The sequence below is a fragment of the Shigella sonnei genome (assembly GCF_002950395.1).
Lineage (GTDB): Bacteria > Pseudomonadota > Gammaproteobacteria > Enterobacterales > Enterobacteriaceae > ECMA0423.
In genome coordinates this window covers 4559463-4581668 of the sequence record NZ_CP026802.1, presented here as the reverse complement: position 1 = coordinate 4581668, position 22206 = coordinate 4559463, and the positions used below count along the sequence as shown (strand labels likewise).

Genomic DNA, 22206 nt, shown 5'->3' with positions numbered 1-22206 from the left:
TTATTCTCCCCGTGAGTCAGCGTTATCTTTCTTTTGCTGACGACCCAGTTCACGCACCGCCATCACGCTGACACCGGCAACCAGCCCAACCACACCGCCGAGCAAACCAATAGCGCCTGCAGAGACGTTGCCGCCCTCTTTAGCGTTAACATCCGGTTTCTGTGAACGCGGAGTCTGATTTTCGACGTTGGCAAGCTGATGGATGCCTTTATGGAAGCCGATACCTTCTTCGTTACAGCCATAGCATGGGTGACCAATCGCTACCGGCCACACGCCGCCAACATCGCAGAATTGCAGCGTTGAGCAGTTGCCGTAAGTTTCTGGCCCTTTACAGCCGAGGTGGTACAGGCACCAGCCTTCACGGTGGCCTTCATCACCGAACTCTTTGGCAAAACGACCAGCATCGAAGTGCGGGCGACGTTCGCAGTGTTCGTGAATCAGACGGCCATAGGCGAAGGTCGGACGGTTTTTGTCATCCAGTTTCGGCGGTTTGCCGTAAGTGATGATGTGCGCAACGGTCGCGAGGAAGTTGTGCGGGTTCGGCGGGCAGCCCGGAATATTGATAACGGTTTTGCCTGGCAGAACTTCTTGCAGGCTGACTGCGCCAGTTGGGTTAACTCCAGCTGCGGCAACACCGCCCCACGCAGAGCAGGAACCGATAGCGATAATCGCTGCTGCGCCTTCTGCCGCTTTGCGGATGTGATCCACAATCGGCTCACCAGCAACCATGCAATAAATACCGTTATCTTTTAATGGGATGGAACCATCCACAACCAACACATACTGCCCTTTGTACTTCTCAAGTGCGTTATGTTTGTTCTCTTCGACCTGATGACCGAAGGCGGCGGAAAGCACTTCGTGATACTCCAGAGAGATAGTCTCCAGCACGAGGTTTTCTACCGTTGGATGCGTTGCACGAAGCAGAGATTCCGTACAACCGGTGCACTCCTGCGCGCCAATCCAGATAACTGGCGGACGCTGCGGGTTAGTAACCGATTCGGCCATCTCTGCAGCGGCTTTGCTACTTAACCCCATGGTGGCGGCTAATGCTGCACAAAGCTTCATGAAATCACGACGGTTAATGCCGTGAGAATGGATGAGGGTGTTATCTCCAGTCATTTATAGTTATTCCGTTGCGAAGACCTGGCATATATTTTGCCTCAATCGCAAAATCAATAATGCGATCGATGCGCCATTTACCACACATTTATTATGGTTATCGATATCATGATACTGCGGCGGGGCGCTAAAACGAAGGGAAGAAGCATTAGTGTAATTAATTAAAGCAAGATAATACGTATGTTTGATCAATTTTCGAGGCGATAACCGGCCATAAAAAAGCGCAACGTAGAACAGGAATTATTCTCACGAAAGAAATCCATTACCATCTCTTTATCCAGTCCATAGCGGCGCGTCAGAATACCCGCTTCCCAGGCGCTAAGCTGGCGATCTCCGGTCTTTTCGTACATCCGGTGTGAGTAGCCTAATACAAAACCGCGTTTATAATCGGCACAGAATTTTGTCACATTAACCGCACTGTCGGCATGCGTTGCTTTTAATCCCGCCATTAAGCCTTTACCAAAATGGTTATTCATCGTTCACCTCATTCGCTATATATCGCCATATATAGCGATATTTTAGGCAAAGAACGACTTTTGCGCACGCTATTTTTTCATGCTTGTTTAAGACGTAATCCAGTAAGAGATAAACCTATCAGGAGAGATATTTATCGAACCATTTCAGTGTCCTTTGCCAGGCAAGATCGGCGGCAGATTTGTCATAACGGGGCGTGGAATCATTATGGAATCCGTGATTAACCCCCGGATAGATATACGCCTCATAAACCTTATTATTGGCTTTCAACGCCGCCTCGTAAGCAGGCCAGCCCTCGTTGATTCGGGTGTCCAGTTCCGCGAAGTGGAGTAGTAAAGGCGCTTCAATCTTCGCCACATCGGCAGTGGGTGCCTGACGACCATAAAACGGCACCGCGCAGGCCAGTTCCGGATACGCGACAGCCGCCGCGTTCGATACGCCACCGCCATAGCAAAATCCGGTAATACCCACTTTGCCTGCCGCTTGTGGATAGCGTTGCATAAACTCAATTGCGGCAAAGAAATCATTCATCAGTTTGGTTGGATCAACCTGCTGTTGCAGCTCACGACCTTTATCATCATTTCCCGGATAACCTCCAACGGAACTTAAGCCGTCAGGTGCCAGGGCGATATACCCCGCCTTCGCCACTCGCCGTGCCACATCTTCGATATACGGATTCAGTCCACGATTCTCATGCACCACCACCACGGCTGGCGTTTTGCCGCTCATTTTTGCGGGTTTCACCAGATAACCCCGTACCTCGCCGTGACCATTTGGCGAAGGATACATGATGTACTCAGCAACAATCTCCGGGTCGGTAAACTCTACCTGAGTCGCCAGCGCATAATTTGGCTTGAGCAAATCAAACAACGCTAATGCCGTCATCCCGCCCACCGCATACTTCGCCGCAAGGTTGAGGAACTCACGTTTCGAAATTTTCCCGTGAGCGTAATAGTCGTAGTAATCCAACAACTCTTGTGGGAAATCTTTGGCGGTTAAACGCGGCATCGTTGCACTCCTCAGTTGGTGTTTTTTTAAGCAAAGCATAAGCACGTGTTTTTGCCCAGTTTTTCGTCACTCTGTGAGCCAGACTACGGGATACGCGCTGGCGAATCGCTAAACTAGAAACATTGTTTCGAAATTGAACGGTGGAAAGGAGAGGTCATGGTCTGGTTAGCGAATCCCGAACGTTACGGGCAGATGCAATACCGCTATTGCGGAAAAAGCGGTTTACGCCTGCCCGCGTTATCGCTCGGTTTATGGCACAATTTCGGTCACGTTAACGCGCTGGAATCACAGCGTGCGATCCTGCGTAAAGCGTTTGATTTGGGCATTACGCACTTTGATTTAGCCAACAATTACGGGCCGCCTCCAGGAAGCGCAGAAGAGAACTTTGGTCGCCTGCTGCGGGAGGATTTTGCCGCTTATCGCGATGAACTGATTATCTCTACCAAGGCTGGCTACGATATGTGGCCCGGCCCTTACGGCTCTGGCGGTTCACGTAAATACCTGCTCGCCAGCCTCGACCAAAGCCTGAAGCGTATGGGGCTTGAGTATGTCGATATCTTTTACTCTCATCGCGTCGATGAAAATACGCCGATGGAAGAAACCGCCTCTGCGCTGGCTCATGCGGTACAAAGCGGTAAGGCGCTGTATGTCGGGATCTCCTCTTACTCGCCAGAGCGGACGCAAAAAATGGTCGAGTTGCTGCACGAGTGGAAAATTCCGCTTTTAATTCATCAACCTTCGTACAATTTACTGAACCGCTGGGTGGATAAAAGCGGCCTGCTGGATACCCTGCAAAATAACGGCGTGGGCTGTATTGCCTTTACTCCTCTGGCTCAGGGATTGCTGACCGGAAAATATCTCAACGGCATTCCGCAAGATTCACGGATGCATCGTGAAGGGAATAAAGTTCGTGGTCTGACGCCGAAAATGCTTACCGAAGCCAACCTCAACAGCCTGCGCTTATTGAATGAAATGGCACAGCAGCGTGGACAATCAATGGCGCAAATGGCGTTAAGCTGGTTGCTGAAAGATGATCGCGTGACGTCGGTATTGATTGGTGCCAGCCGCGCGGAGCAACTAGAGGAGAACGTGCAGGCGCTGAATAATCTGACATTTAGCACCGAGGAGCTGGCGCAGATTGATCAGCATATCGCCGATGGCGAGCTGAATCTGTGGCAGGCGTCGTCCGATAAATGACCTGTTAATAACGGGCGCGCGAACCGCGCCCGAATCAGATCAGTGATTATGACGAGTCAGTCGGTCAAGATAGCCCATCACAAATGCAGAAAGCACAAACGTCAGATGGATAATGACGTACCACATCAGTTTGTTATCCGGGACATTTTTCGCATCCATAAAGACGCGCAGTAAGTGAATGGAAGAAATTGCCACAATCGACGCTGCTACTTTGTTTTTCAGCGACGTTGCGTCCATTTTCCCCAGCCAGTTCAGCTTCTCTTTGTTCTCGGAGATATCCAGCTGTGAGACGAAATTCTCATAACCGGAAAACATCACCATCACCAGCAAACCGCCAACCAGCGTCATATCCACCAGCGACAGCAACACGAGGATCAAATCTGATTCCGCCATCGAGAAGATATTCGGCAGTACGTGAATAATCTCCTGGAAGAACTTCAGCGCCAGGGCAACTAACGCCAGCGAAAGGCCAAAGTACACGGGGGCAAGCAGCCAGCGAGAAGCATACATTGCATTTTCAAGAAAACGTTCCATACATTCCTGTCGTGTAGTTAAAACGGGCAACAGTATATCGCAATTGAGTAAACAGCACGCAACAGCAAATCAACATATACGTTAAACCTTTGTCGCATAATTCTGAGGTTTAGGGATCTTCCTGGTTCCCTTATCAACGCATCGAGAGCGTCTACCCTTAAAGGACGTTGAACCTGAAGGGAGAAAAACGATGTCTCATTTAAAAGACCCGACCACGCAGTATTACACTGGTGAATATCCCAAACAGAAACAACCGACGCCAGGCATCCAGGCGAAGATGACACCGGTACCGGATTGCGGCGAGAAAACCTATGTTGGTAGCGGTCGCCTGAAAGATCGTAAAGCACTGGTGACAGGGGGCGATTCCGGAATAGGTCGCGCTGCCGCCATCGCTTACGCGCGTGAAGGGGCTGACGTGGCGATCAGTTATCTTCCCGTGGAAGAAGAAGACGCTCAGGATGTGAAAAAGATCATTGAAGAATGCGGACGCAAAGCCGTTCTGCTGCCAGGCGATTTAAGCGATGAGAAATTCGCCCGTTCGCTGGTTCACGAAGCGCACAAGGCGTTAGGCGGGCTGGATATTATGGCGCTGGTCGCCGGGAAACAGGTTGCCATTCCGGATATTGCAGACCTCACCAGCGAACAGTTTCAAAAGACCTTTGCCATTAACGTTTTCGCGCTGTTCTGGCTAACCCAGGAAGCGATCCCCCTGCTACCGAAAGGTGCAAGTATCATCACCACTTCGTCAATCCAGGCATACCAGCCAAGTCCGCATTTACTGGACTATGCGGCTACGAAGGCGGCGATTCTGAACTACAGCCGTGGCCTGGCAAAACAGGTCGCGGAGAAAGGTATTCGGGTGAATATTGTCGCGCCAGGCCCTATCTGGACGGCACTGCAAATTTCCGGCGGACAAACGCAGGATAAGATCCCGCAGTTTGGTCAGAAAACGCCGATGAAGCGTGCGGGGCAACCGGCGGAACTGGCCCCTGTATATGTTTATCTGGCAAGTCAGGAGTCGAGCTACGTCACCGCAGAAGTGCACGGCGTGTGCGGCGGCGAGCATTTAGGTTAAAAAAATGCCCGGTTGTGAAAAGCAACCGGGCATCATTGTGAATTCACTCTTACCTGATGTGGCGAAAACGCCTTATCCGGCCTACAAACGCACGAAGATTCAACATGTTGCAATAGATTTTGTAGGCCTGATGAGCGTAGCGCATCAGGCAATTCTACTTTACTTCGCTTTGGCGGTTTCTTCGCCGACCAGACCTATCTTCAGGTAACCCGCCTGATGCAGCGTATCCATTACCTTCATCAACGTCTCGTAATCGACGGTTTTGTCCGCTCGGAAGAAGATGGTGGTGTCTTTCTTGCCTTCGGTTAACGCATTCAACGCCGTAATCATTGTTTCATCGGTGACCGGATCGTTACCGATAAACATCGAGTTGTCTGCCTTCACCGACAGATAAACCGGTTTTTCCGGGCGCGGCTGCGGCGTGCTGGTAGAAGCAGGCAAGTTCACCTTCACATCTACCGTCGCTAACGGTGCCGCCACCATAAAGATAATCAGCAGAACCAACATCACGTCGATAAACGGCGTCACGTTGATATCATGCATTTCGCCGTTATCGTCGAGGTTTTCGTTAAGATGCATTGCCATCGGACATTATCCTGCGCGTAATTTTTGTGCGACACGAACCGGATGCGCAGCGGCGCTGGCTTCCAGATCCAGGTCACGGCTTTGCAGCAACAATACCTGCGCTGCAACATCACCCAGCATCGCTTTAAAGCCGCCAATCTGGCGTGCAAATACGTTATAGATAACGACCGCAGGAATCGCTGCCACGAGGCCGATTGCCGTTGCTAACAGAGCTTCTGCGATACCCGGCGCAACGACTGCCAGGTTAGTGGTCTGCGTTTGCGCGATACCAATAAAGCTGTTCATGATGCCCCAGACCGTACCAAACAGACCAACGAACGGAGAAATCGCGCCGATGGTTGCCAGATAGCCGTTACCGCGGCCCATTTGACGACCCACTGCGGCGACCCGACGCTCCAGACGGAAGCTGGTACGTTCTTTAATACCTTCGTTATCGTCGCTGCCTTCTGACAGTTCCAGCTCATTCTGCGCTTCATTGAGCAAATGCAGGCTTAAGCTTTTGCTACCAAAATCAGCGGCGATATCGTTGGCCTGGTTTAAGGAACGCGCTTCAGCCAGCAGTTGCTGCTCGCGCTTAAGGCGACGCTTCTGATTGAAGAACTCTACGCTCTTACTGAAGAAGATTGCCCAAGTGACTACGGAGGCCAAAATAAGCCCAATCATCACGCACTTAACGACAATATCGGCGTGCTGATACATACCCCAGACGGAAAGGTCCGTCTGCATCAAATTATTACCCACTGTGTATCTCCAGGACGCAAGTCACAAAATCTGCGCATAATAATATCAAAATGACGTCGAATTGATAGTCGTTCTCATTACTATTTGCATACTGCCGTACCTTTGCTTTCTTTTCCTTGCGTTTACGCAGTAAAAAAGTCACCAGCACGCCATTTGCGAAAATTTTCTGCTTTATGCCAATTCTTCAGGATGCGCCCGCGAATATTCATGCTAGTTTAGACATCCAGACGTATAAAAACAGGAATCCCGAGATGGCGGACAAAAAGCTTGATACTCAACTGGTGAATGCAGGACGCAGCAAAAAATACACTCTCGGCGCGGTAAATAGCGTGATTCAGCGCGCTTCTTCGCTGGTCTTTGACAGTGTGGAAGCCAAAAAGCACGCGACGCGCAATCGCGCCAATGGCGAGTTGTTCTATGGACGGCGCGGAACGTTAACCCATTTCTCCTTACAACAAGCGATGTGTGAACTGGAAGGTGGCGCAGGCTGCGTGCTATTTCCCTGCGGGGCGGCAGCGGTTGCTAATTCCATTCTTGCTTTTGTCGAACAGGGCGATCATGTGTTGATGACCAACACCGCCTATGAACCGAGTCAGGATTTCTGTAGCAAAATCCTCAGCAAACTGGGCGTAACGACATCGTGGTTTGATCCGCTGATTGGTGCCGATATCGTTAAGCATCTGCAGCCAAACACTAAAATCGTGTTTCTGGAATCGCCAGGCTCCATCACCATGGAAGTCCACGACGTTCCGGCGATTGTTGCCGCCGTACGCAGTGTGGTGCCGGATGCCATCATTATGATCGACAACACCTGGGCAGCCGGTGTGCTGTTTAAGGCGCTGGATTTTGGCATCGATGTTTCTATTCAAGCCGCCACCAAATATCTGGTTGGGCATTCAGATGCGATGATTGGCACTGCCGTGTGCAATGCCCGTTGCTGGGAGCAGCTACGGGAAAACGCCTATCTGATGGGCCAGATGGTCGATGCCGATACCGCCTATATAACCAGCCGTGGCCTGCGCACATTAGGTGTGCGTTTGCGTCAACATCATGAAAGCAGTCTGAAAGTGGCTGAATGGCTGGCAGAACATCCGCAAGTAGCGCGAGTTAACCACCCTGCTCTGCCTGGCAGTAAAGGCCACGAATTCTGGAAACGAGACTTTACAGGCAGCAGCGGGCTATTTTCCTTTGTGCTTAAGAAAAAACTCAGTAATGAAGAGCTGGCGAACTATCTGGATAACTTCAGTTTATTCAGCATGGCCTACTCGTGGGGCGGGTATGAATCGTTGATCCTGGCGAATCAACCAGAACATATCGCCGCCATTCGCCCACAAGGCGAGATCGATTTTAGCGGGACCTTGATTCGCCTGCATATTGGTCTGGAAGATGTCGACGATCTGATTGCCGATCTGGACGCCGGTTTTGCGCGAATTGTATAACATTGCCACTTTTGGACAATTTTGCAGACATTTAATTGTGAAAAGTCTTAAATTGTTGCGTCCGGGATCAAGGCGTCCCGGACGAATCAGGAGTACAATAGGCAGATAAAGGCTTAAACGCTGTTCCACAGGAAAGTCCATGGCTGTTATTCAAGATATCATCGCTGCGCTCTGGCAACACGACTTTGCCGCGCTGGCGGATCCTCATATTGTTAGCGTTGTTTACTTTGTCATGTTTGCCACGCTGTTTTTAGAAAACGGCCTGCTGCCCGCCTCATTTTTGCCAGGCGACAGCTTGTTGATACTGGCAGGCGCATTGATTGCCCAAGGGGTTATGGATTTTCTGCCTACGATTGCGATTCTGACCGCCGCAGCAAGTCTGGGCTGCTGGCTAAGTTATATTCAGGGGCGCTGGTTAGGGAATACCAAAACGGTGAAAGGCTGGCTGGCACAGCTTCCTGCTAAATATCACCAGCGCGCCACCTGCATGTTTGACCGCCACGGTCTGCTGGCGCTGCTGGCTGGACGTTTTCTTGCATTTGTCCGTACGCTGCTGCCAACCATGGCGGGAATTTCCGGTCTGCCAAACCGCCGCTTCCAGTTTTTCAACTGGTTAAGTGGATTGCTGTGGGTCAGCGTGGTAACCAGTTTTGGCTATGCCTTAAGTATGATTCCGTTCGTTAAACGCCATGAAGATCAGGTAATGACGTTCCTGATGATCCTGCCAATTGCCTTGTTAACCGCTGGCTTGTTAGGCACGCTGTTTGTAGTGATTAAAAAAAAATACTGTAACGCCTGACGATTTTCCCCGTTCCCGGCTGCTGTACCGGGAACGTATTTAATTCCCCTGCATCGCCCGCATTCTTGCCGCATCTTCCCCCGGCGTCACACCGAAGTAACGTTTAAACTCACGGCTAAATTGCAATGCGCTTTCATAGTCGACGCGCATCGCTGCTGCGCTGGCCTTCATGCCGTCATGGATGATCATCATCCGCGCCTTATGCAGACGGTAATTCTTCAAATACTGCAACGGCGAGGTGCTGGTGACAGACTTAAAATTATGATGGAACGCCGATACGCTCATGTTGGCTTCTGCCGCCAGTTGCTCGACGCTCAGGTTTTCGGTGTATTTATTCTCAATCCGTTTCAGCACGCGGCTAATCAGACTGAAGTGAGTCTGGCGACTGACCAGCGCCAGTAACGCGCCGCCGCAAGGTCCGGTCAGCACGTAGTACAGAATTTCGCGGATGATCTGTTTGCCGAGAATACGCGCATCCAGTGGTCGCTCCATCACGTCGAGTAACCGCTCCGCCGCGCATAAAATCTCTTCTGATAACGTGGCGGAGTTAATCCCGCTGGCTGCCATCGACGGCTGGAAATGCTCATCTTCGCCAATGTCCATCAACAGTTCCTGTAACTGCAAAATATCGACATTGAGACGCAATCCTGCCAGCGGCACCTCTGACGTGGCATAGGTTTCGCACTCAAACGGCAACGGCACCGTCAGCAGCAGGTATTCATTGGCATCATAACGAAACACGCGTTCATTGATATAACCGATTTTATGCCCGGAAAAGAGAATTATGATGCCAGGCTCGTACATCACCGGTGTACGTGCGAAAGGCGTCTCGCCATACAACAAACGCACATCGGGCAACAGTTCTGACAAACTATTTTCTTTATTTTTCAGTTTATTAACTTTATCCGCCAGCAAGCGGCAAATCTCTTCACGTTTCATATCGCGTAATTTCTTAGGAATAATGCGGCAATTTGATTGTGCGCAATTTTGTAGCATTTCTCCAGCACTCTGGAGAAATAGGCAAGACATTGGCAGAAATGAGCATTGAGAGCCAGGGCGCTGGCGATCACAATGAAAAACATCAGGCAGATCGTTCTCTGCCCTCATATTGGCCCAGCAAAGGGAGCAAGTAATGAACAACTTTAATCTGCACACCCCAACCCGCATTCTGTTTGGTAAAGGCGCAATCGCTGGTTTACGCGAACAAATTCCTCACGATGCTCGCGTATTGATTACCTACGGCGGCGGCAGCGTGAAAAAAATCGGCGTTCTCGATCAAGTTCTGGATGCCCTGAAAGGCATGGACGTGCTGGAATTTGGCGGTATTGAGCCAAACCCGGCTTATGAAACGCTGATGAACGCCGTGAAACTGGTTCGCGAACAGAAAGTGACTTTCCTGCTGGCGGTTGGCGGCGGTTCTGTACTGGACGGCACCAAATTTATCGCCGCAGCGGCTAACTATCCGGAAAATATCGATCCGTGGCACATTCTGCAAACGGGCGGTAAAGAGATTAAAAGCGCCATCCCGATGGGCTGTGTGCTGACGCTGCCAGCAACCGGTTCAGAATCCAACGCAGGCGCGGTGATCTCCCGTAAAACCACAGGCGACAAGCAGGCGTTCCATTCTGCCCATGTTCAGCCGGTATTTGCCGTGCTCGATCCGGTTTATACCTACACCCTGCCGCCGCGTCAGGTGGCTAACGGCGTAGTGGACGCCTTTGTACACACCGTGGAACAGTATGTTACCAAACCGGTTGATGCCAAAATTCAGGACCGTTTCGCAGAAGGCATTTTGCTGACGCTAATCGAAGATGGTCCGAAAGCCCTGAAAGAGCCAGAAAACTACGATGTGCGCGCCAACGTCATGTGGGCGGCGACTCAGGCGCTGAACGGTTTGATTGGCGCTGGCGTACCGCAGGACTGGGCAACGCATATGCTGGGCCACGAACTGACTGCGATGCACGGTCTGGATCACGCGCAAACACTGGCTATCGTCCTGCCTGCACTGTGGAATGAAAAACGCGAGACCAAGCGCGCTAAGCTGCTGCAATATGCTGAACGCGTCTGGAACATCACTGAAGGTTCCGACGATGAGCGTATTGACGCCGCGATTGCCGCAACCCGCAATTTCTTTGAGCAATTAGGCGTGCCGACCCACCTCTCCGACTACGGTCTGGACGGCAGCTCCATCCCGGCTTTGCTGAAAAAACTGGAAGAGCACGGCATGACCCAACTGGGCGAAAATCATGACATTACGTTGGATGTCAGCCGCCGTATATACGAAGCCGCCCGCTAAGCTTTTTACGCCTCAAACTTTCGTTTTCGGGCATTTCGTCCAGACTTAAGTTCACAACACCTCACCGGAGCCTGCTCCGGTGAGTTCATATAAAGGAGGAACGTATGGCTAATCCAACCGTTATTAAGCTACAGGATGGCAATGTCATGCCCCAGCTGGGACTGGGCGTCTGGCAAGCAAGTAATGAGGAAGTAATCACCGCCATTCAAAAAGCGTTAGAAGTGGGTTATCGCTCGATTGATACCGCCGCGGCCTACAAGAACGAAGAAGGTGTCGGCAAAGCCCTGAAAAATGCCTCAGTCAACAGAGAAGAACTGTTCATCACCACTAAGCTGTGGAACGACGACCACAAGCGCCCCCGCGAAGCCCTGCTCGACAGCCTGAAAAAACTCCAGCTTGATTATATCGACCTCTACTTAATGCACTGGCCCGTTCCCGCTATCGACCATTATGTCGAAGCATGGAAAGGCATGATCGAATTGCAAAAAGAGGGATTAATCAAAAGCATCGGCGTGTGCAACTTCCAGATCCATCACCTGCAACGCCTGATTGATGAAACTGGCGTGACGCCTGTGATAAACCAGATCGAACTTCATCCGCTGATGCAACAACGCCAGCTACACGCCTGGAACGCGACACACAAAATCCAGACCGAATCCTGGAGCCCATTAGCGCAAGGAGGGAAAGGCGTTTTCGATCAGAAAGTCATTCGCGATCTGGCAGATAAATACGGCAAAGCCCCGGCGCAGATTGTTATCCGCTGGCATCTGGATAGCGGCCTGGTGGTGATCCCGAAATCGGTCACACCTTCACGTATTGCCGAAAACTTTGATGTCTGGGATTTCCGTCTCGACAAAGACGAACTCGGCGAAATTGCAAAACTCGATCAGGGCAAGCGTCTCGGTCCCGATCCTGACCAGTTCGGCGGCTAACATGCAAATTCTCCCGGTGACGGTAATGTTCCGCTACCGGACTTTTCAGAAATCATTTATTCCCCTCGCGTCCCGCCCGTTGTTACTCTTCCTTGTTCAGGAATGCCAAATATAAGGACATCATCATGCAGAGCCGGAAGCTCTTAAAAGAACAACTCATCTATATCCGGGATAAACGCAACGGAGAGGTGAAAAACAGATGAAAATAATACTTCTGTTTTTAGCAGCCCTGGCAAGTTTTACCGTACACGCGCAGCCTCCTTCACAGACCGTAGAACAAACAGTCCGGCAGATTTATCAGAACTATAAATCAGATGCCAGTACACCTTATTTCGGTGAAACCGGAGAGCGGGCGATAACTTCAGCGCGTATTCAACAGGCGCTTACCCTGAACGACAATCTTACGCTGCCGGGCAATATTGGCTGGCTGGATTATGATCCGGTTTGTGATTGTCAGGATTTTGGCGATCTGGTGCTAGAAAGCGTTGCGATAACCCAAACTGACGCCGATCATGCCGATGCCGTTGTGCGCTTTCGTATCTTTAAAGATGATAAAGAAAAGACCACGCAGACACTGAAAATGGTGGCGGAAAATGGTCGTTGGGTCATTGACGATATTGTCAGCAATCATGGCAGCGTCTTACAAGCAGTTAATAGCGAGAATGAAAAAACGCTGGCCGCTTTAGCTTCGTTGCAAAAAGAACAGCCGGAAGCCTTTGTTGCCGAACTCTTTGAACATATTGCTGATTATAGCTGGCCGTGGACGTGGGTGGTTTCCGACTCTTACCGCCAGGCGGTTAATGCCTTCTATAAAACCACCTTCAAGACGGCCAATAATCCCGATGAAGATATGCAAATAGAACGGCAATTTATTTACGACAATCCGATCTGTTTTGGCGAAGAGTCGCTATTTTCACGCGTTGATGAAATTCGAGTCCTGGAGAAAACCGCCGATTCCGCCCGCATTCATGTTCGTTTTACGCTGACCAATGGCAACAACGAAGAGCAAGAACTGGTTTTACAGCGGCGCGAAGGCAAGTGGGAAATCGCTGATTTTATCCGCCCGAACAGCGGCAGCCTACTTAAGCAGATTGAGGCAAAAACCGCCGCCAGATTAAAGCAATGAGCTGAATTAAATAACAATTAGCCGGAACAATAAATAAAAGGGAACACTATATGAAAACGATTTTCACCGTGGGAGCTGTTGTTCTGGCAACCTGCTTGCTCAGTGGCTGCGTCAATGAGCAAAAGGTCAATCAACTGGCGAGCAATGTACAAACATTAAATGCCAAAATCGCCCGGCTTGAGCAGGATATAAAAGCACTACGCCCACAAATCTATGCTGCCAAATCCGAAGCTAACAGAGCCAATACGCGTCTTGATGCTCAGGACTATTTTGATTGCCTGCGCTGCTTGCGTATGTACGCAGAATGATAAAAAAATCCCCGGCAGCATGTCAGTTGCCGGGGATTTTTTTTAACGTCCAACCGCCGCTTTAGGGCGTTTCTTCGCACCAGCATTCACCGGACGAGATTGCGTAGACGACGCTTTTTTTGCCGTAGCAGGCGTCTGACGCTGGGTCGCCATCGGCGTATGTTTAGTCAACGCCGGACGGGTATTGCGGTTCTGGCGACGAGCTTCACGCATCTCTTCAATGGTTGGCGCAGGCACTAAGCAATCGCGACGGCTGCCAATCAGATGCTTTTTGCCCATCGCTTCCAGCGCCGGGCGGATTAACGGCCAGTTTGCCGGATCGTGGTAACGCAACAACGCTTTATGCAAACGACGCTGTTTGTCGCCCTTCGGTACGAAGACGTCTTCGCTCTTATAACCAATCTTCGCCAGCGGTTTTTTCCCGGTGTAATACATGGTGGTTGAGTTCGCCAGCGGCGATGGGTAGAAGTTCTGTACCTGGTCGAGACGGAAACGATGCTTTTTCAGCCACAGCGCCAAATTCACCATATCTTCATCACGCGTACCGGGGTGCGCAGAGATGAAATACGGGATCAGATACTGCTCTTTACCTGCCTGTTTCGAGTAGGTATCGAACAGCTCTTTAAAGCGGTCATAGCTGCCCATGCCCGGCTTCATCATCTTCGACAACGGCCCTTCTTCGGTATGTTCCGGAGCAATCTTCAGATAACCGCCGACGTGATGGGTCGCCAACTCTTTGATATAGCGCGGATCTTCCACGGCGATGTCATAACGTACGCCTGAGGCGATGAGGATTTTTTTAATGCCTTTCAGATCACGCGCACGGCGATAGAGGTTGATCGTCGGTTCGTGGTTAGTGTCCATGTGCGGACAAATATCCGGATAAACGCACGACAAACGGCGACAAGTTTGTTCAGCGCGTGGCGATTTGCAGCGCAACATATACATGTTGGCAGTTGGCCCACCGAGATCGGAAATCACGCCCGTAAAACCTGGAACGGTGTCGCGGATCGCTTCGATCTCATTAATGATCGAATCTTCCGAACGGCTCTGAATAATGCGCCCTTCGTGCTCGGTAATAGAACAGAAAGAACAGCCGCCAAAGCAGCCGCGCATAATGTTGACCGAAAAACGGATCATTTCGTAAGCCGGAATACGGGCATTGCCATAGGCCGGATGTGGCACGCGCTTGTACGGCAGCGCAAAAACGCTGTCCATCTCTTCGGTAGAAAGCGGGATAGCAGGCGGGTTGATCCACACATAGCGGTCACCGTGTTTTTGCATCAATGCGCGGACGCAGCCTGGGTTGGTTTCGTGGTGCAGAATACGCGAAGCATGGGCGTACAGCACTTTATCGCCCTTCACTTTCTCGAAAGAAGGCAGCAACACGTAGGTTTTTTCCCACGGTTTCGGGCGCGGTGGCTGCACGGTTACGGCTTTGGCTTCCTGCTTTTTCGGTGCCACCGGTTTGTTATCCGCGCACGGCAAATCTTCACCATACGGATGCGGGATTGGGTCGATTTTTCCAGGGGTATCAAGACGGGTGGAATCCACGCCGCTCCAGCCAGGCAGCGCCTCTTTCACGATAATCGCGGTATTACGCACATCGCGGATTTCACTAATCGGCTCGCCCATCGCCAGACGGTGCGCCACCTCCACCAGCGGACGCTCACCGTTACCAAACATCAGCATGTCGGCTTTCGAATCCACCAGCACGGAACGGCGCACGGTATCGGACCAGTAATCATAATGTGCGGTACGGCGCAGACTAGCCTCAATACCGCCGAGGATCACCGGTACATCTTTCCACGCCTCTTTACAACGCTGGGTATAAACCAGTGTGGCGCGATCCGGGCGCTTACCCGCGACGTTATCCGGCGTGTAGGCATCGTCATGACGTAAACGGCGATCGGCGGTATAACGGTTGATCATCGAATCCATGTTGCCAGCAGTAACACCGAAAAACAGATTCGGTTTACCCAGACGCATAAAGTCGTCTTTGCTGCTCCAGTCCGGCTGGGCGATGATCCCGACGCGAAAGCCCTGTGCTTCCAGCATACGACCGCAAATCGCCATCCCGAAGCTTGGGTGATCGACATACGCGTCGCCAGTAACCAAAATGATGTCGCAGCTATCCCAGCCAAGTTGATCCATCTCTTCACGAGACATCGGCAAAAACGGTGCCGGTCCAAAACAGGCGGCCCAGTACTGCGGCCAGGAGAACAGGTCGCGATCCGGTTGGATCAGGGAGATAGAGCTCATTTTGCTTCCAGAAATGATAAAAAAATAATCAAAGGCCGGGGATTATAAGCCGGAACGAAAGAGAAATCGAAAAGTATTCCATACTCGCCCTCCTCGGGCGAGTATGAAGATTACGGTACCGGATTGACTAACAGTTGCCCAATCGAGCCACGGTCCGCCATTTCCAGCGTCTGACTGTTGAAGTAGAACGGGAAGTGCGCCCAGGAAGGCTGACCGAAATAAACAAGCAGCTCCACTTGTCCGTCAACCCAAACGGTATCTTTCCAGCCTCTGTCTTCCGGGAACGGCATCGCACCATTCACGTTACGGATCTGGAACATCACGCCTTCAATATGGAACGCTTGCGGCTCGTCCGCGCGTACCGTCCAGCGTTCCCACGTTCCTTGCTGCGCGGTGACATCAATACGGTTGACGTCCCACAGCTGTCCATTAATACCCGGGTCATCACCCAGACTGATATCGCGACTGCGAATCGGCGAACCGGCCATGATTTCAGTTGGCAGCAAGCGCATCGGAAGACTGTCTGTGACCAGCGGCAGAAGGCCGGTTGGGCGCAGCGTTAGCACCAGGGTAGAAACCAGAATACTGGATGGCTCAAAGAAGCCGCGAATACGATCAACAATGCTCGCCGCTTCGCCACAGGTGATCGACACTTCATCGCCGTTGCTCATATCCACCAGAATCTCGCGGCGCTCGCCCGGTGCCAGCGAAAGTTGCTTCACCGATACAGGAGCAGGCAGGAATCCCTGATCGCCAGAAATCACATGTAACGGGCGACCATCGCTCATCTGTAGTTGATAGCGACGAGAGTTCGACGCGTTCAGCAGTCGCAAGCGCACCCAGCCACGCGAGACTTCAACGTACGGGCTTTGTACACCGTTAACCAGCAGCGTATCACCAACAAAGCCGCCGCTTCCCGGTTCGTTGTATTCTGGCGTACCAAAGTTATCCAGCCGTTTATCCTGGATAATGACCGGAAAATCATCCACATCATAATGGTTGGGGATAGGCAGCGACTTGCTGACTTCATCTTCCACCAGCCACATTCCGGCAAGGCCGTTATAGACCTGCTGAGCCGTGCGGTTGGGAGTATTGGCGTGATACCACAGAGTAGCTGCGTTCTGGCGAATAGGCAGTACGGGTGCCCAGTCAGCGTTTGGCGACATCATCCGTGCCGGACCGCCCATCAGCGGGCCAGGTACCTGTAGCCCGGCCACCGTCATTGAGACATTTTCTGTCAGGCGGTTGCTGTAAATAAGCTTAACATCGTCGCCCTTCCAGACGCGGATAGTCGGCCCCAGGTAACGACCATTGATTCCCCAGACCGACGCGCGTGTCCCTGGCGTAAATGACCAGTGCGCACGTTGTACAGTCATAAACAGCGGTTGCCCACGGCGAGATTCAAGTAGCGGCGGAACGGGTAGCGGTTGCTGTTGCCCGGCTGCGCTGGCCTTCAGGGGAACAGCGCCTGCACAAAGTGCAATCCCCGATGCCTGAATGAACTGACGCCGACTGAGTGACATATTTGCTCCATGTAAAACTGGCTAAAGTAATACCGTGCAGGAAAGTGTTCCCCGCAAAAATACAGATTGCCGACTTAAACTTTTCCGGCGGCTTCGCGTTCTGCGACTTCTTTATCGAGCTCGGCGATTTTTTGTTCCATTATCGAACGACAATGGGCAGCCAGCTCACGAACCTGATCTTTGCCATACTGACTGACGTCAATTGGCGGCAGCATTTCGACAATCACCAGACCGTTGTGCAGTCGATTAAGATTAATCTTATTCGAAGTTGTAGAGACGCACACGGGAATAATCGGGACGCCCGCCGCAATTGCCGCGTGAAATGCTCCAGTCTTGAACGGTAGCAGGCCGCGACCACGGCTGCGGGTTCCTTCCGGGAACATCCAGATGGAAATACGGCGTTTTTTGAAATGATTCACGACTTCCGCAATGGTGCCGTGAGCTTTAGTGCGATTGTTTCTGTCGATCAATAAGTTGCCGGTTAACCAGTACAACTGCCCGAAGAAGGGGATCCACAGCAAGCTCTTTTTACCTACCGTCACCGTCGGCGGTTGCACAATGTTCGATGCTGTCACCATGTCATAGTTGTTCTGGTGGTTAGCGATATAGATAGCATTGCCGTAGCTTTCAGCATCTGCAGGTTTGCGGCACTCAACTTTCAGGCCGAACAGCGGCGCAAGACGGCCAAACATATGCCCAAAGGTGGCCACATGTTTCGGGTTACGCGGGCTGAAAAGGCAGTAAATGGAGCCGAATACACAGACTAAGATGCTGTAAATCACGGTAATAATAAGACGAAAGATATATAGCATAACACCCTCTGAAGGTCTGAGAGACTGGCATTATACGTCACCTGAAATCAGGTTAGGGCATTGTTAAAAGCCGCTCTCTGGAAAAGCGTATTGTTAATCGCAACGCATGAATAAACAACGGTTTCAAGGGAATTTTTATCGTTTCCGGGGGTTGAATACGCTGCCGGATGACGACTTAACGTTTCATCCGGCGTTCCTTGCAAGCGGGAGGAAACAGGCCCTCCCCGGCATATTACTCTTCGCTATCACCGTTGCTGGCACGGCGAGGAGAGTCGATCTCAACACGATCGATACGCTGCAAACCGCGCATCAACGTACCGCGGCGTCCACGTTCACCAGTGACTTTCTGTAACTCTTCCGGGCGCAGTTTAATTTTGCGTTTCCCAACATGAATGGTCAGCGTGCTTTGCGGCGGCAGAACGTACAATTGCGCCAGACCATCTTCTCCACGCGCGGCTTCTGCCGATGGAATGTTGATAATCTTGTTGCCTTTGCCCTTCGACAGCTGCGGCAGATCGCTTACCGGGAACATCAACATACGGCCTGCCTGAGTGATTGCCAGCAGCATATCGGAAGCATCTTCAATCACCACCGGCGGCATAACATGGGCATTTTCCGGTAAGGTGATCAAAGCCTTACCTGCACGGTTACGCGCCACCAGATCGTTAAAGGTGCAGACGAAACCGTAACCCGCATCGGAAGCCATCAGCAGTTTCTGATCGTCGCTTTCCATCAGCATATGGTCAACGGTCGCCCCAGGCGGCAACGTTAATTTGCCGGTGAGTGGTTCGCCCTGACCACGCGCCGACGGCAGCGTAATCGGGTCGATGGCATAGCTACGACCGGTGGAATCAACAAACACTACCGATTGGTTGCTCTTACCTTTCACCGCCGCTTTGAAGCTATCACCCGCTTTATAATTCAGGCCCGGCGCGTCGATATCATGGCCTTTAGCGCTGCGTACCCAGCCCATCTGCGACAGCACAATGGTGACAGGTTCAGACGGCAGCATGTCGTGCTCGCTCATCGCTTTCGCTTCTTCGCGTTCCTGCAACGGCGAACGACGATCGTCACCGTAGGCTTGCGCGTCTGCCTGCAGTTCTTTCTTCAGCAGGTTATTCATTTTACGCTCGGAAGCCAAAATGCCCTGCAACTGGTCGCGCTCTTTTTCCAGCTCACTCTGCTCACCGCGAATCTTCATCTCTTCCAGTTTGGCAAGATGACGCAGTTTCAGTTCGAGGATCGCTTCCGCCTGGGTTTCCGTAAGGCCAAACCGCGACATCAGCGCCGGTTTCGGTTCATCTTCGTTACGAATGATCTCAATCACTTCGTCGATGTTGAGAAACGCCACCAGCAAACCTTCCAGGATATGCAGGCGCTTGAGGACTTTCTCCAGACGATAGTTCAGTCGGCGGCGCACGGTATCGCGACGGAACACCAGCCATTCGGAGAGGATTTCCAGCAGGTTTTTCACCGCCGGACGACCATCCAGACCGATCATATTGAGGTTAATGCGATAGCTCTTTTCCAGATCGGTGGTAGCGAAGAGGTGGTTCATCACCTGATCCATATCCACGCGGTTGGAACGCGGCACAATCACCAGACGGGTCGGGTTCTCGTGGTCAGATTCATCGCGCAGATCGTCAACCATCGGCAGCTTTTTGTTGCGCATTTGCGCAGCAATTTGCTCCAGTACACGCGCACCTGAAACCTGATGCGGTAATGCGCTGATAACCACCGCGCCATCTTCTTTCTTCCACACCGCGCGCATACGCACTGAACCACGTCCGTTCTCGTAGATTTTACGGATCTCGGCGCGCGAAGTGATAATTTCCGCTTCAGTCGGATAATCCGGCCCCTGCACGATATCCAGCAGCTGATCGAGCGTGGTTTTCGGCTGGTCGATTAATGCGATTGCCGCCTGAGCTACTTCACGCAGGTTATGCGGTGGAATATCGGTCGCCATGCCGACGGCAATACCGGTGGTGCCGTTAAGCAAAATGTTTGGCAGACGAGCAGGCAGCATTTTCGGCTCCTGCAAAGTGCCGTCGAAGTTTGGCACCCAGTCAGCCGTCCCCTGCCCCAGCTCGCTCAATAGCAGCTCGGAATATTTCGACAACCGGGATTCGGTGTAACGCATTGCCGCGAACGATTTCGGATCGTCCGGCGCGCCCCAGTTCCCCTGACCATCAACCAGCGGATAACGGTAAGAGAACGGCTGCGCCATCAGGACCATCGCTTCATAACAGGCGCTATCGCCGTGCGGATGGTATTTACCCAGTACGTCACCGACGGTACGGGCCGATTTTTTAAATTTGGCGCTGGCATTCAGGCCCAGTTCAGACATCGCATACACAATGCGGCGCTGAACAGGTTTCAGACCATCACCAATAAACGGCAACGCACGGTCCATGATCACGTACATGGAGTAGTTTAAGTAGGCGTTTTCCGTAAATTCATGTAGCGCAAGGCGCTCTGCCATATCGCTCATTAATTCTGATTCCTCAACTGATTCGCCAGCCTTCAAAGGGGCAATATTGCCGGAGATACTACATTATCTGCCGCGTCGAGTCACAGGAGATCAGCGTGAATAGCGCCGCCGGACGTGCTCCGACGGCGATAAAGGCATCAATGTGCCTTGATATACAACTCTTTGCTGTAGACTTGATCGGCATAGAGGGCAGCACAAGGTTGCGCCCATGCCACACCACTCGGCATGGGGGTCCGCTCCGGGCGATTCGAGAAGTTGAGGTTATGCGAGTCCAGGGAAGCCTAAAGCATCAAAGTAGTCGACTGTAAGTATATGGTTCAGCCCAGTTTAGCTGTGTCTCCACCAGTGCCCCGCGCCTCCTGCCATAAGTGCGGCTTGCTCATGGGTACCCCCGAGACGGCTTACGGCGCACCGGATAATAAATTTCGCGTATACATGGTATTCCTTACCGGAGAAATTATAAGCCCAACAACAATACGCCTGTGGCATTGTTCGCTCAAACTTATCGCGAGTGATTTGGCTCACACTCCGGTAAAGATTCCCCATCACGCTAACGGCACATAAACATCCGTTTCCAGTCGCTGCTCCGTCACCCCTTCGGCAAGATTGGTGTAGTGAAACAGAATCGGTGCTTTACGCATTTTCTCGCCGCTTGCAGGCAGCCAGTGGCGAATAATGCCCCATATCGTGTGTGAAATATCGTCCAGCTCGCCAACGTGGCGGGCCACGGCATAACGTCCACCGGTAAGTTCACCATTGCTCACACCATAACGATTATCGGGAATCGGTTCGCTAACGCTGCCGCAGATATCAAAGCGAAACGCTTCCGGTGCGGTGGTGGCAGGGTCGTCCCAGGCGACGCCAAAAGTCTGGCTTTGGTTAACAGGAGAAAGCCCCGTCTCTTTACGCCACATGATAAATTTCGCCACACTGTAGTTGAGCAACTCAGGGCTACAGCGGTGCGGCAACATCGCCACAGGGATTGATGGGAAATCGATAATGTTTACATCCAGTGTCAGGTTTGTCATTTTGCCTCCCTGCGAAATTATTCCCGGGAACGCGTCCCGGGAGCGGTAACAATTACGGATTTACTTTGCGGATCTGTTTGACGTCAATTTCAACAGAATTCCAGTCTTTATCGACTTCACCCTGAATCTCAACCGTATCTTTCGGCGTCACCGTCACACCGTTCCAGCGTTTGTGGTCGATATCAACATTGATAGTACCGCTGGCATCTTTAAACACGTAGAGATCGTCAGAGATGCGTTCAACGATATTGCCGCGCAGGGTTACCCAGGTGTCGTCACGCAGGGATTTTGCGCTTTCTACAGTCGTTACGCTGCCGTTCGGCCCCTGGAATCCTCCGGCCTGACTTTGCGTTGCCGATGGGCCAGAAAAACCGCCCTGCTCTGCTGCCATCACCGGTGCACTGCACAGGGCCATTACTGCGATTACTGCTGCGAATTTTTTCATGTTTATTACTCC

At 51.8% G+C, this 22206-nt stretch carries 21 protein-coding genes; 8 read left to right on the top strand and 13 right to left on the bottom strand.

Annotated elements, in window-relative coordinates; translation table 11 throughout:
- The 3 genes from hybO to yghX form a co-directional block, all read right to left on the bottom strand.
- The gene (gene hybO / locus C1P89_RS23620) at window positions 1–1119 is read right to left on the bottom strand and encodes a hydrogenase 2 small subunit (RefSeq protein ID WP_000145410.1); all 1119 of its coding nucleotides are present in this window, start codon (window positions 1117–1119) and stop codon (window positions 1–3) included.
- Window positions 1120–1307: 188 nt separating this feature from the next.
- Complete coding sequence (gene yghW, locus C1P89_RS23615) at window positions 1308–1595, bottom strand: DUF2623 family protein YghW (protein ID WP_001059136.1); 288 nt, start codon at window positions 1593–1595, stop codon at window positions 1308–1310.
- Between the two features lie 118 nt (window positions 1596–1713).
- A complete protein-coding gene (yghX, locus tag C1P89_RS23610) occupies window positions 1714–2601 on the bottom strand; it encodes a YghX family hydrolase (protein ID WP_005137123.1) in 888 nt (295 codons plus the stop codon).
- A gap of 156 nt (window positions 2602–2757) precedes the next feature.
- Between yghX and gpr the strand changes: the two genes are divergently transcribed.
- Window positions 2758–3798 (top strand): L-glyceraldehyde 3-phosphate reductase, encoded by a 1041-nt coding sequence (gene gpr, locus C1P89_RS23605; RefSeq protein WP_000262150.1) that lies wholly within the window; start codon window positions 2758–2760, stop codon window positions 3796–3798.
- Between the two features lie 39 nt (window positions 3799–3837).
- On the opposite strand, the gene C1P89_RS23600 is transcribed toward gpr, so the two are convergent.
- A complete protein-coding gene (locus C1P89_RS23600; RefSeq protein WP_000439331.1) occupies window positions 3838–4332 on the bottom strand; it encodes a TIGR00645 family protein in 495 nt (164 codons plus the stop codon).
- Window positions 4333–4522: 190 nt separating this feature from the next.
- On the opposite strand from C1P89_RS23600, the gene yghA reads away from it, so the two are divergent.
- Window positions 4523–5407 carry an NADP(+)-dependent aldehyde reductase gene (gene yghA / locus C1P89_RS23595; RefSeq protein WP_000018758.1) on the top strand — a complete coding sequence of 295 codons (885 nt, stop codon included), beginning with the start codon at window positions 4523–4525 and terminating at the stop codon, window positions 5405–5407.
- 159 nt (window positions 5408–5566) lie between these two features.
- Here yghA and exbD read toward each other — a convergent pair whose 3' ends face one another.
- The gene (exbD, locus tag C1P89_RS23590) at window positions 5567–5992 is read right to left on the bottom strand and encodes a TonB system transport protein ExbD (protein ID WP_001240712.1); all 426 of its coding nucleotides are present in this window, start codon (window positions 5990–5992) and stop codon (window positions 5567–5569) included.
- A gap of 6 nt (window positions 5993–5998) precedes the next feature.
- Entirely contained in the window at window positions 5999–6733 is a 735-nt protein-coding gene (exbB, locus tag C1P89_RS23585) for a tol-pal system-associated acyl-CoA thioesterase (protein ID WP_000527844.1), read from the bottom strand.
- 251 nt (window positions 6734–6984) lie between these two features.
- Between exbB and metC the strand changes: the two genes are divergently transcribed.
- Both metC and yghB read left to right on the top strand, forming a co-directional pair.
- Entirely contained in the window at window positions 6985–8172 is a 1188-nt protein-coding gene (gene metC / locus C1P89_RS23580) for a cystathionine beta-lyase (RefSeq protein WP_001295517.1), read from the top strand.
- Between the two features lie 139 nt (window positions 8173–8311).
- Entirely contained in the window at window positions 8312–8971 is a 660-nt protein-coding gene (gene yghB, locus C1P89_RS23575) for a DedA family general envelope maintenance protein YghB (RefSeq protein WP_000268419.1), read from the top strand.
- Between the two features lie 39 nt (window positions 8972–9010).
- Here the strand turns inward: yghB and yqhC are convergent, their stop codons facing one another.
- Window positions 9011–9910: a DNA-binding transcriptional regulator YqhC gene (gene yqhC, locus C1P89_RS23570; RefSeq protein WP_005137119.1), complete on the bottom strand. Its 900-nt coding sequence runs from the start codon at window positions 9908–9910 to the stop codon at window positions 9011–9013.
- A 193-nt stretch (window positions 9911–10103) separates the two neighbouring features.
- Between yqhC and yqhD the strand changes: the two genes are divergently transcribed.
- The 4 genes from yqhD to yqhH all read left to right on the top strand — a co-directional run bounded on the left by yqhD (window position 10104) and on the right by yqhH (window position 13633).
- On the top strand, window positions 10104–11267 hold the full coding sequence (yqhD, locus tag C1P89_RS23565; RefSeq protein ID WP_001058794.1) for an alcohol dehydrogenase: 1164 nt from the start codon (window positions 10104–10106) through the stop codon (window positions 11265–11267).
- Between the two features lie 104 nt (window positions 11268–11371).
- Entirely contained in the window at window positions 11372–12199 is an 828-nt protein-coding gene (gene dkgA, locus C1P89_RS23560; RefSeq protein ID WP_000013145.1) for a 2,5-didehydrogluconate reductase DkgA, read from the top strand.
- A gap of 199 nt (window positions 12200–12398) precedes the next feature.
- Complete coding sequence (locus C1P89_RS23555) at window positions 12399–13325, top strand: YqhG/Tai3 family protein (protein WP_000691638.1); 927 nt, start codon at window positions 12399–12401, stop codon at window positions 13323–13325.
- A 50-nt stretch (window positions 13326–13375) separates the two neighbouring features.
- Complete coding sequence (gene yqhH, locus C1P89_RS23550) at window positions 13376–13633, top strand: lipoprotein YqhH (protein ID WP_000848522.1); 258 nt, start codon at window positions 13376–13378, stop codon at window positions 13631–13633.
- A 42-nt stretch (window positions 13634–13675) separates the two neighbouring features.
- Here yqhH and C1P89_RS23545 read toward each other — a convergent pair whose 3' ends face one another.
- From C1P89_RS23545 to ygiW, 6 genes are all read right to left on the bottom strand, one after another.
- The gene (locus C1P89_RS23545) at window positions 13676–15895 is read right to left on the bottom strand and encodes a YgiQ family radical SAM protein (RefSeq protein ID WP_000095201.1); all 2220 of its coding nucleotides are present in this window, start codon (window positions 15893–15895) and stop codon (window positions 13676–13678) included.
- A gap of 110 nt (window positions 15896–16005) precedes the next feature.
- A complete protein-coding gene (gene ftsP / locus C1P89_RS23540; RefSeq protein WP_000059385.1) occupies window positions 16006–17418 on the bottom strand; it encodes a cell division protein FtsP in 1413 nt (470 codons plus the stop codon).
- Window positions 17419–17492: 74 nt separating this feature from the next.
- Window positions 17493–18230: a 1-acylglycerol-3-phosphate O-acyltransferase gene (gene plsC / locus C1P89_RS23535; RefSeq protein WP_000965712.1), complete on the bottom strand. Its 738-nt coding sequence runs from the start codon at window positions 18228–18230 to the stop codon at window positions 17493–17495.
- Window positions 18231–18462: 232 nt separating this feature from the next.
- Entirely contained in the window at window positions 18463–20721 is a 2259-nt protein-coding gene (gene parC, locus C1P89_RS23530) for a DNA topoisomerase IV subunit A (protein ID WP_001281884.1), read from the bottom strand.
- Between the two features lie 545 nt (window positions 20722–21266).
- Window positions 21267–21749, bottom strand: coding sequence for an AraC family transcriptional regulator (locus C1P89_RS23525; protein WP_000183494.1), 483 nt, complete (start codon window positions 21747–21749; stop codon window positions 21267–21269).
- 52 nt (window positions 21750–21801) lie between these two features.
- Window positions 21802–22194, bottom strand: a complete 393-nt coding sequence (gene ygiW / locus C1P89_RS23520) for an OB fold stress tolerance protein YgiW (RefSeq protein ID WP_000712658.1) — start codon at window positions 22192–22194, stop codon at window positions 21802–21804.
- Window positions 22195–22206: the final 12 nt, after the last annotated feature.

Excerpts from the sequence above, each read along its gene's own strand:
- hybO (WP_000145410.1), bottom strand. The coding sequence starts at position 1,119 with ATGACTGGAGATAACACCCTCATCCATTCTCACGGCATTAACCGTCGT.
- yghW (WP_001059136.1), bottom strand. The coding sequence starts at position 1,595 with ATGAATAACCATTTTGGTAAAGGCTTAATGGCGGGATTAAAAGCAACG.
- yghX (WP_005137123.1), bottom strand. The coding sequence starts at position 2,601 with ATGCCGCGTTTAACCGCCAAAGATTTCCCACAAGAGTTGTTGGATTAC.
- gpr (WP_000262150.1), top strand. The coding sequence starts at position 2,758 with ATGGTCTGGTTAGCGAATCCCGAACGTTACGGGCAGATGCAATACCGC.
- C1P89_RS23600 (WP_000439331.1), bottom strand. The coding sequence starts at position 4,332 with ATGGAACGTTTTCTTGAAAATGCAATGTATGCTTCTCGCTGGCTGCTT.
- yghA (WP_000018758.1), top strand. The coding sequence starts at position 4,523 with ATGTCTCATTTAAAAGACCCGACCACGCAGTATTACACTGGTGAATAT.
- exbD (WP_001240712.1), bottom strand. The coding sequence starts at position 5,992 with ATGGCAATGCATCTTAACGAAAACCTCGACGATAACGGCGAAATGCAT.
- metC (WP_001295517.1), top strand. The coding sequence starts at position 6,985 with ATGGCGGACAAAAAGCTTGATACTCAACTGGTGAATGCAGGACGCAGC.
- yghB (WP_000268419.1), top strand. The coding sequence starts at position 8,312 with ATGGCTGTTATTCAAGATATCATCGCTGCGCTCTGGCAACACGACTTT.
- yqhC (WP_005137119.1), bottom strand. The coding sequence starts at position 9,910 with ATGAAACGTGAAGAGATTTGCCGCTTGCTGGCGGATAAAGTTAATAAA.
- yqhD (WP_001058794.1), top strand. The coding sequence starts at position 10,104 with ATGAACAACTTTAATCTGCACACCCCAACCCGCATTCTGTTTGGTAAA.
- dkgA (WP_000013145.1), top strand. The coding sequence starts at position 11,372 with ATGGCTAATCCAACCGTTATTAAGCTACAGGATGGCAATGTCATGCCC.
- C1P89_RS23555 (WP_000691638.1), top strand. The coding sequence starts at position 12,399 with ATGAAAATAATACTTCTGTTTTTAGCAGCCCTGGCAAGTTTTACCGTA.
- yqhH (WP_000848522.1), top strand. The coding sequence starts at position 13,376 with ATGAAAACGATTTTCACCGTGGGAGCTGTTGTTCTGGCAACCTGCTTG.
- C1P89_RS23545 (WP_000095201.1), bottom strand. The coding sequence starts at position 15,895 with ATGAGCTCTATCTCCCTGATCCAACCGGATCGCGACCTGTTCTCCTGG.
- ftsP (WP_000059385.1), bottom strand. The coding sequence starts at position 17,418 with ATGTCACTCAGTCGGCGTCAGTTCATTCAGGCATCGGGGATTGCACTT.
- plsC (WP_000965712.1), bottom strand. The coding sequence starts at position 18,230 with ATGCTATATATCTTTCGTCTTATTATTACCGTGATTTACAGCATCTTA.
- parC (WP_001281884.1), bottom strand. The coding sequence starts at position 20,721 with ATGAGCGATATGGCAGAGCGCCTTGCGCTACATGAATTTACGGAAAAC.
- C1P89_RS23525 (WP_000183494.1), bottom strand. The coding sequence starts at position 21,749 with ATGACAAACCTGACACTGGATGTAAACATTATCGATTTCCCATCAATC.
- ygiW (WP_000712658.1), bottom strand. The coding sequence starts at position 22,194 with ATGAAAAAATTCGCAGCAGTAATCGCAGTAATGGCCCTGTGCAGTGCA.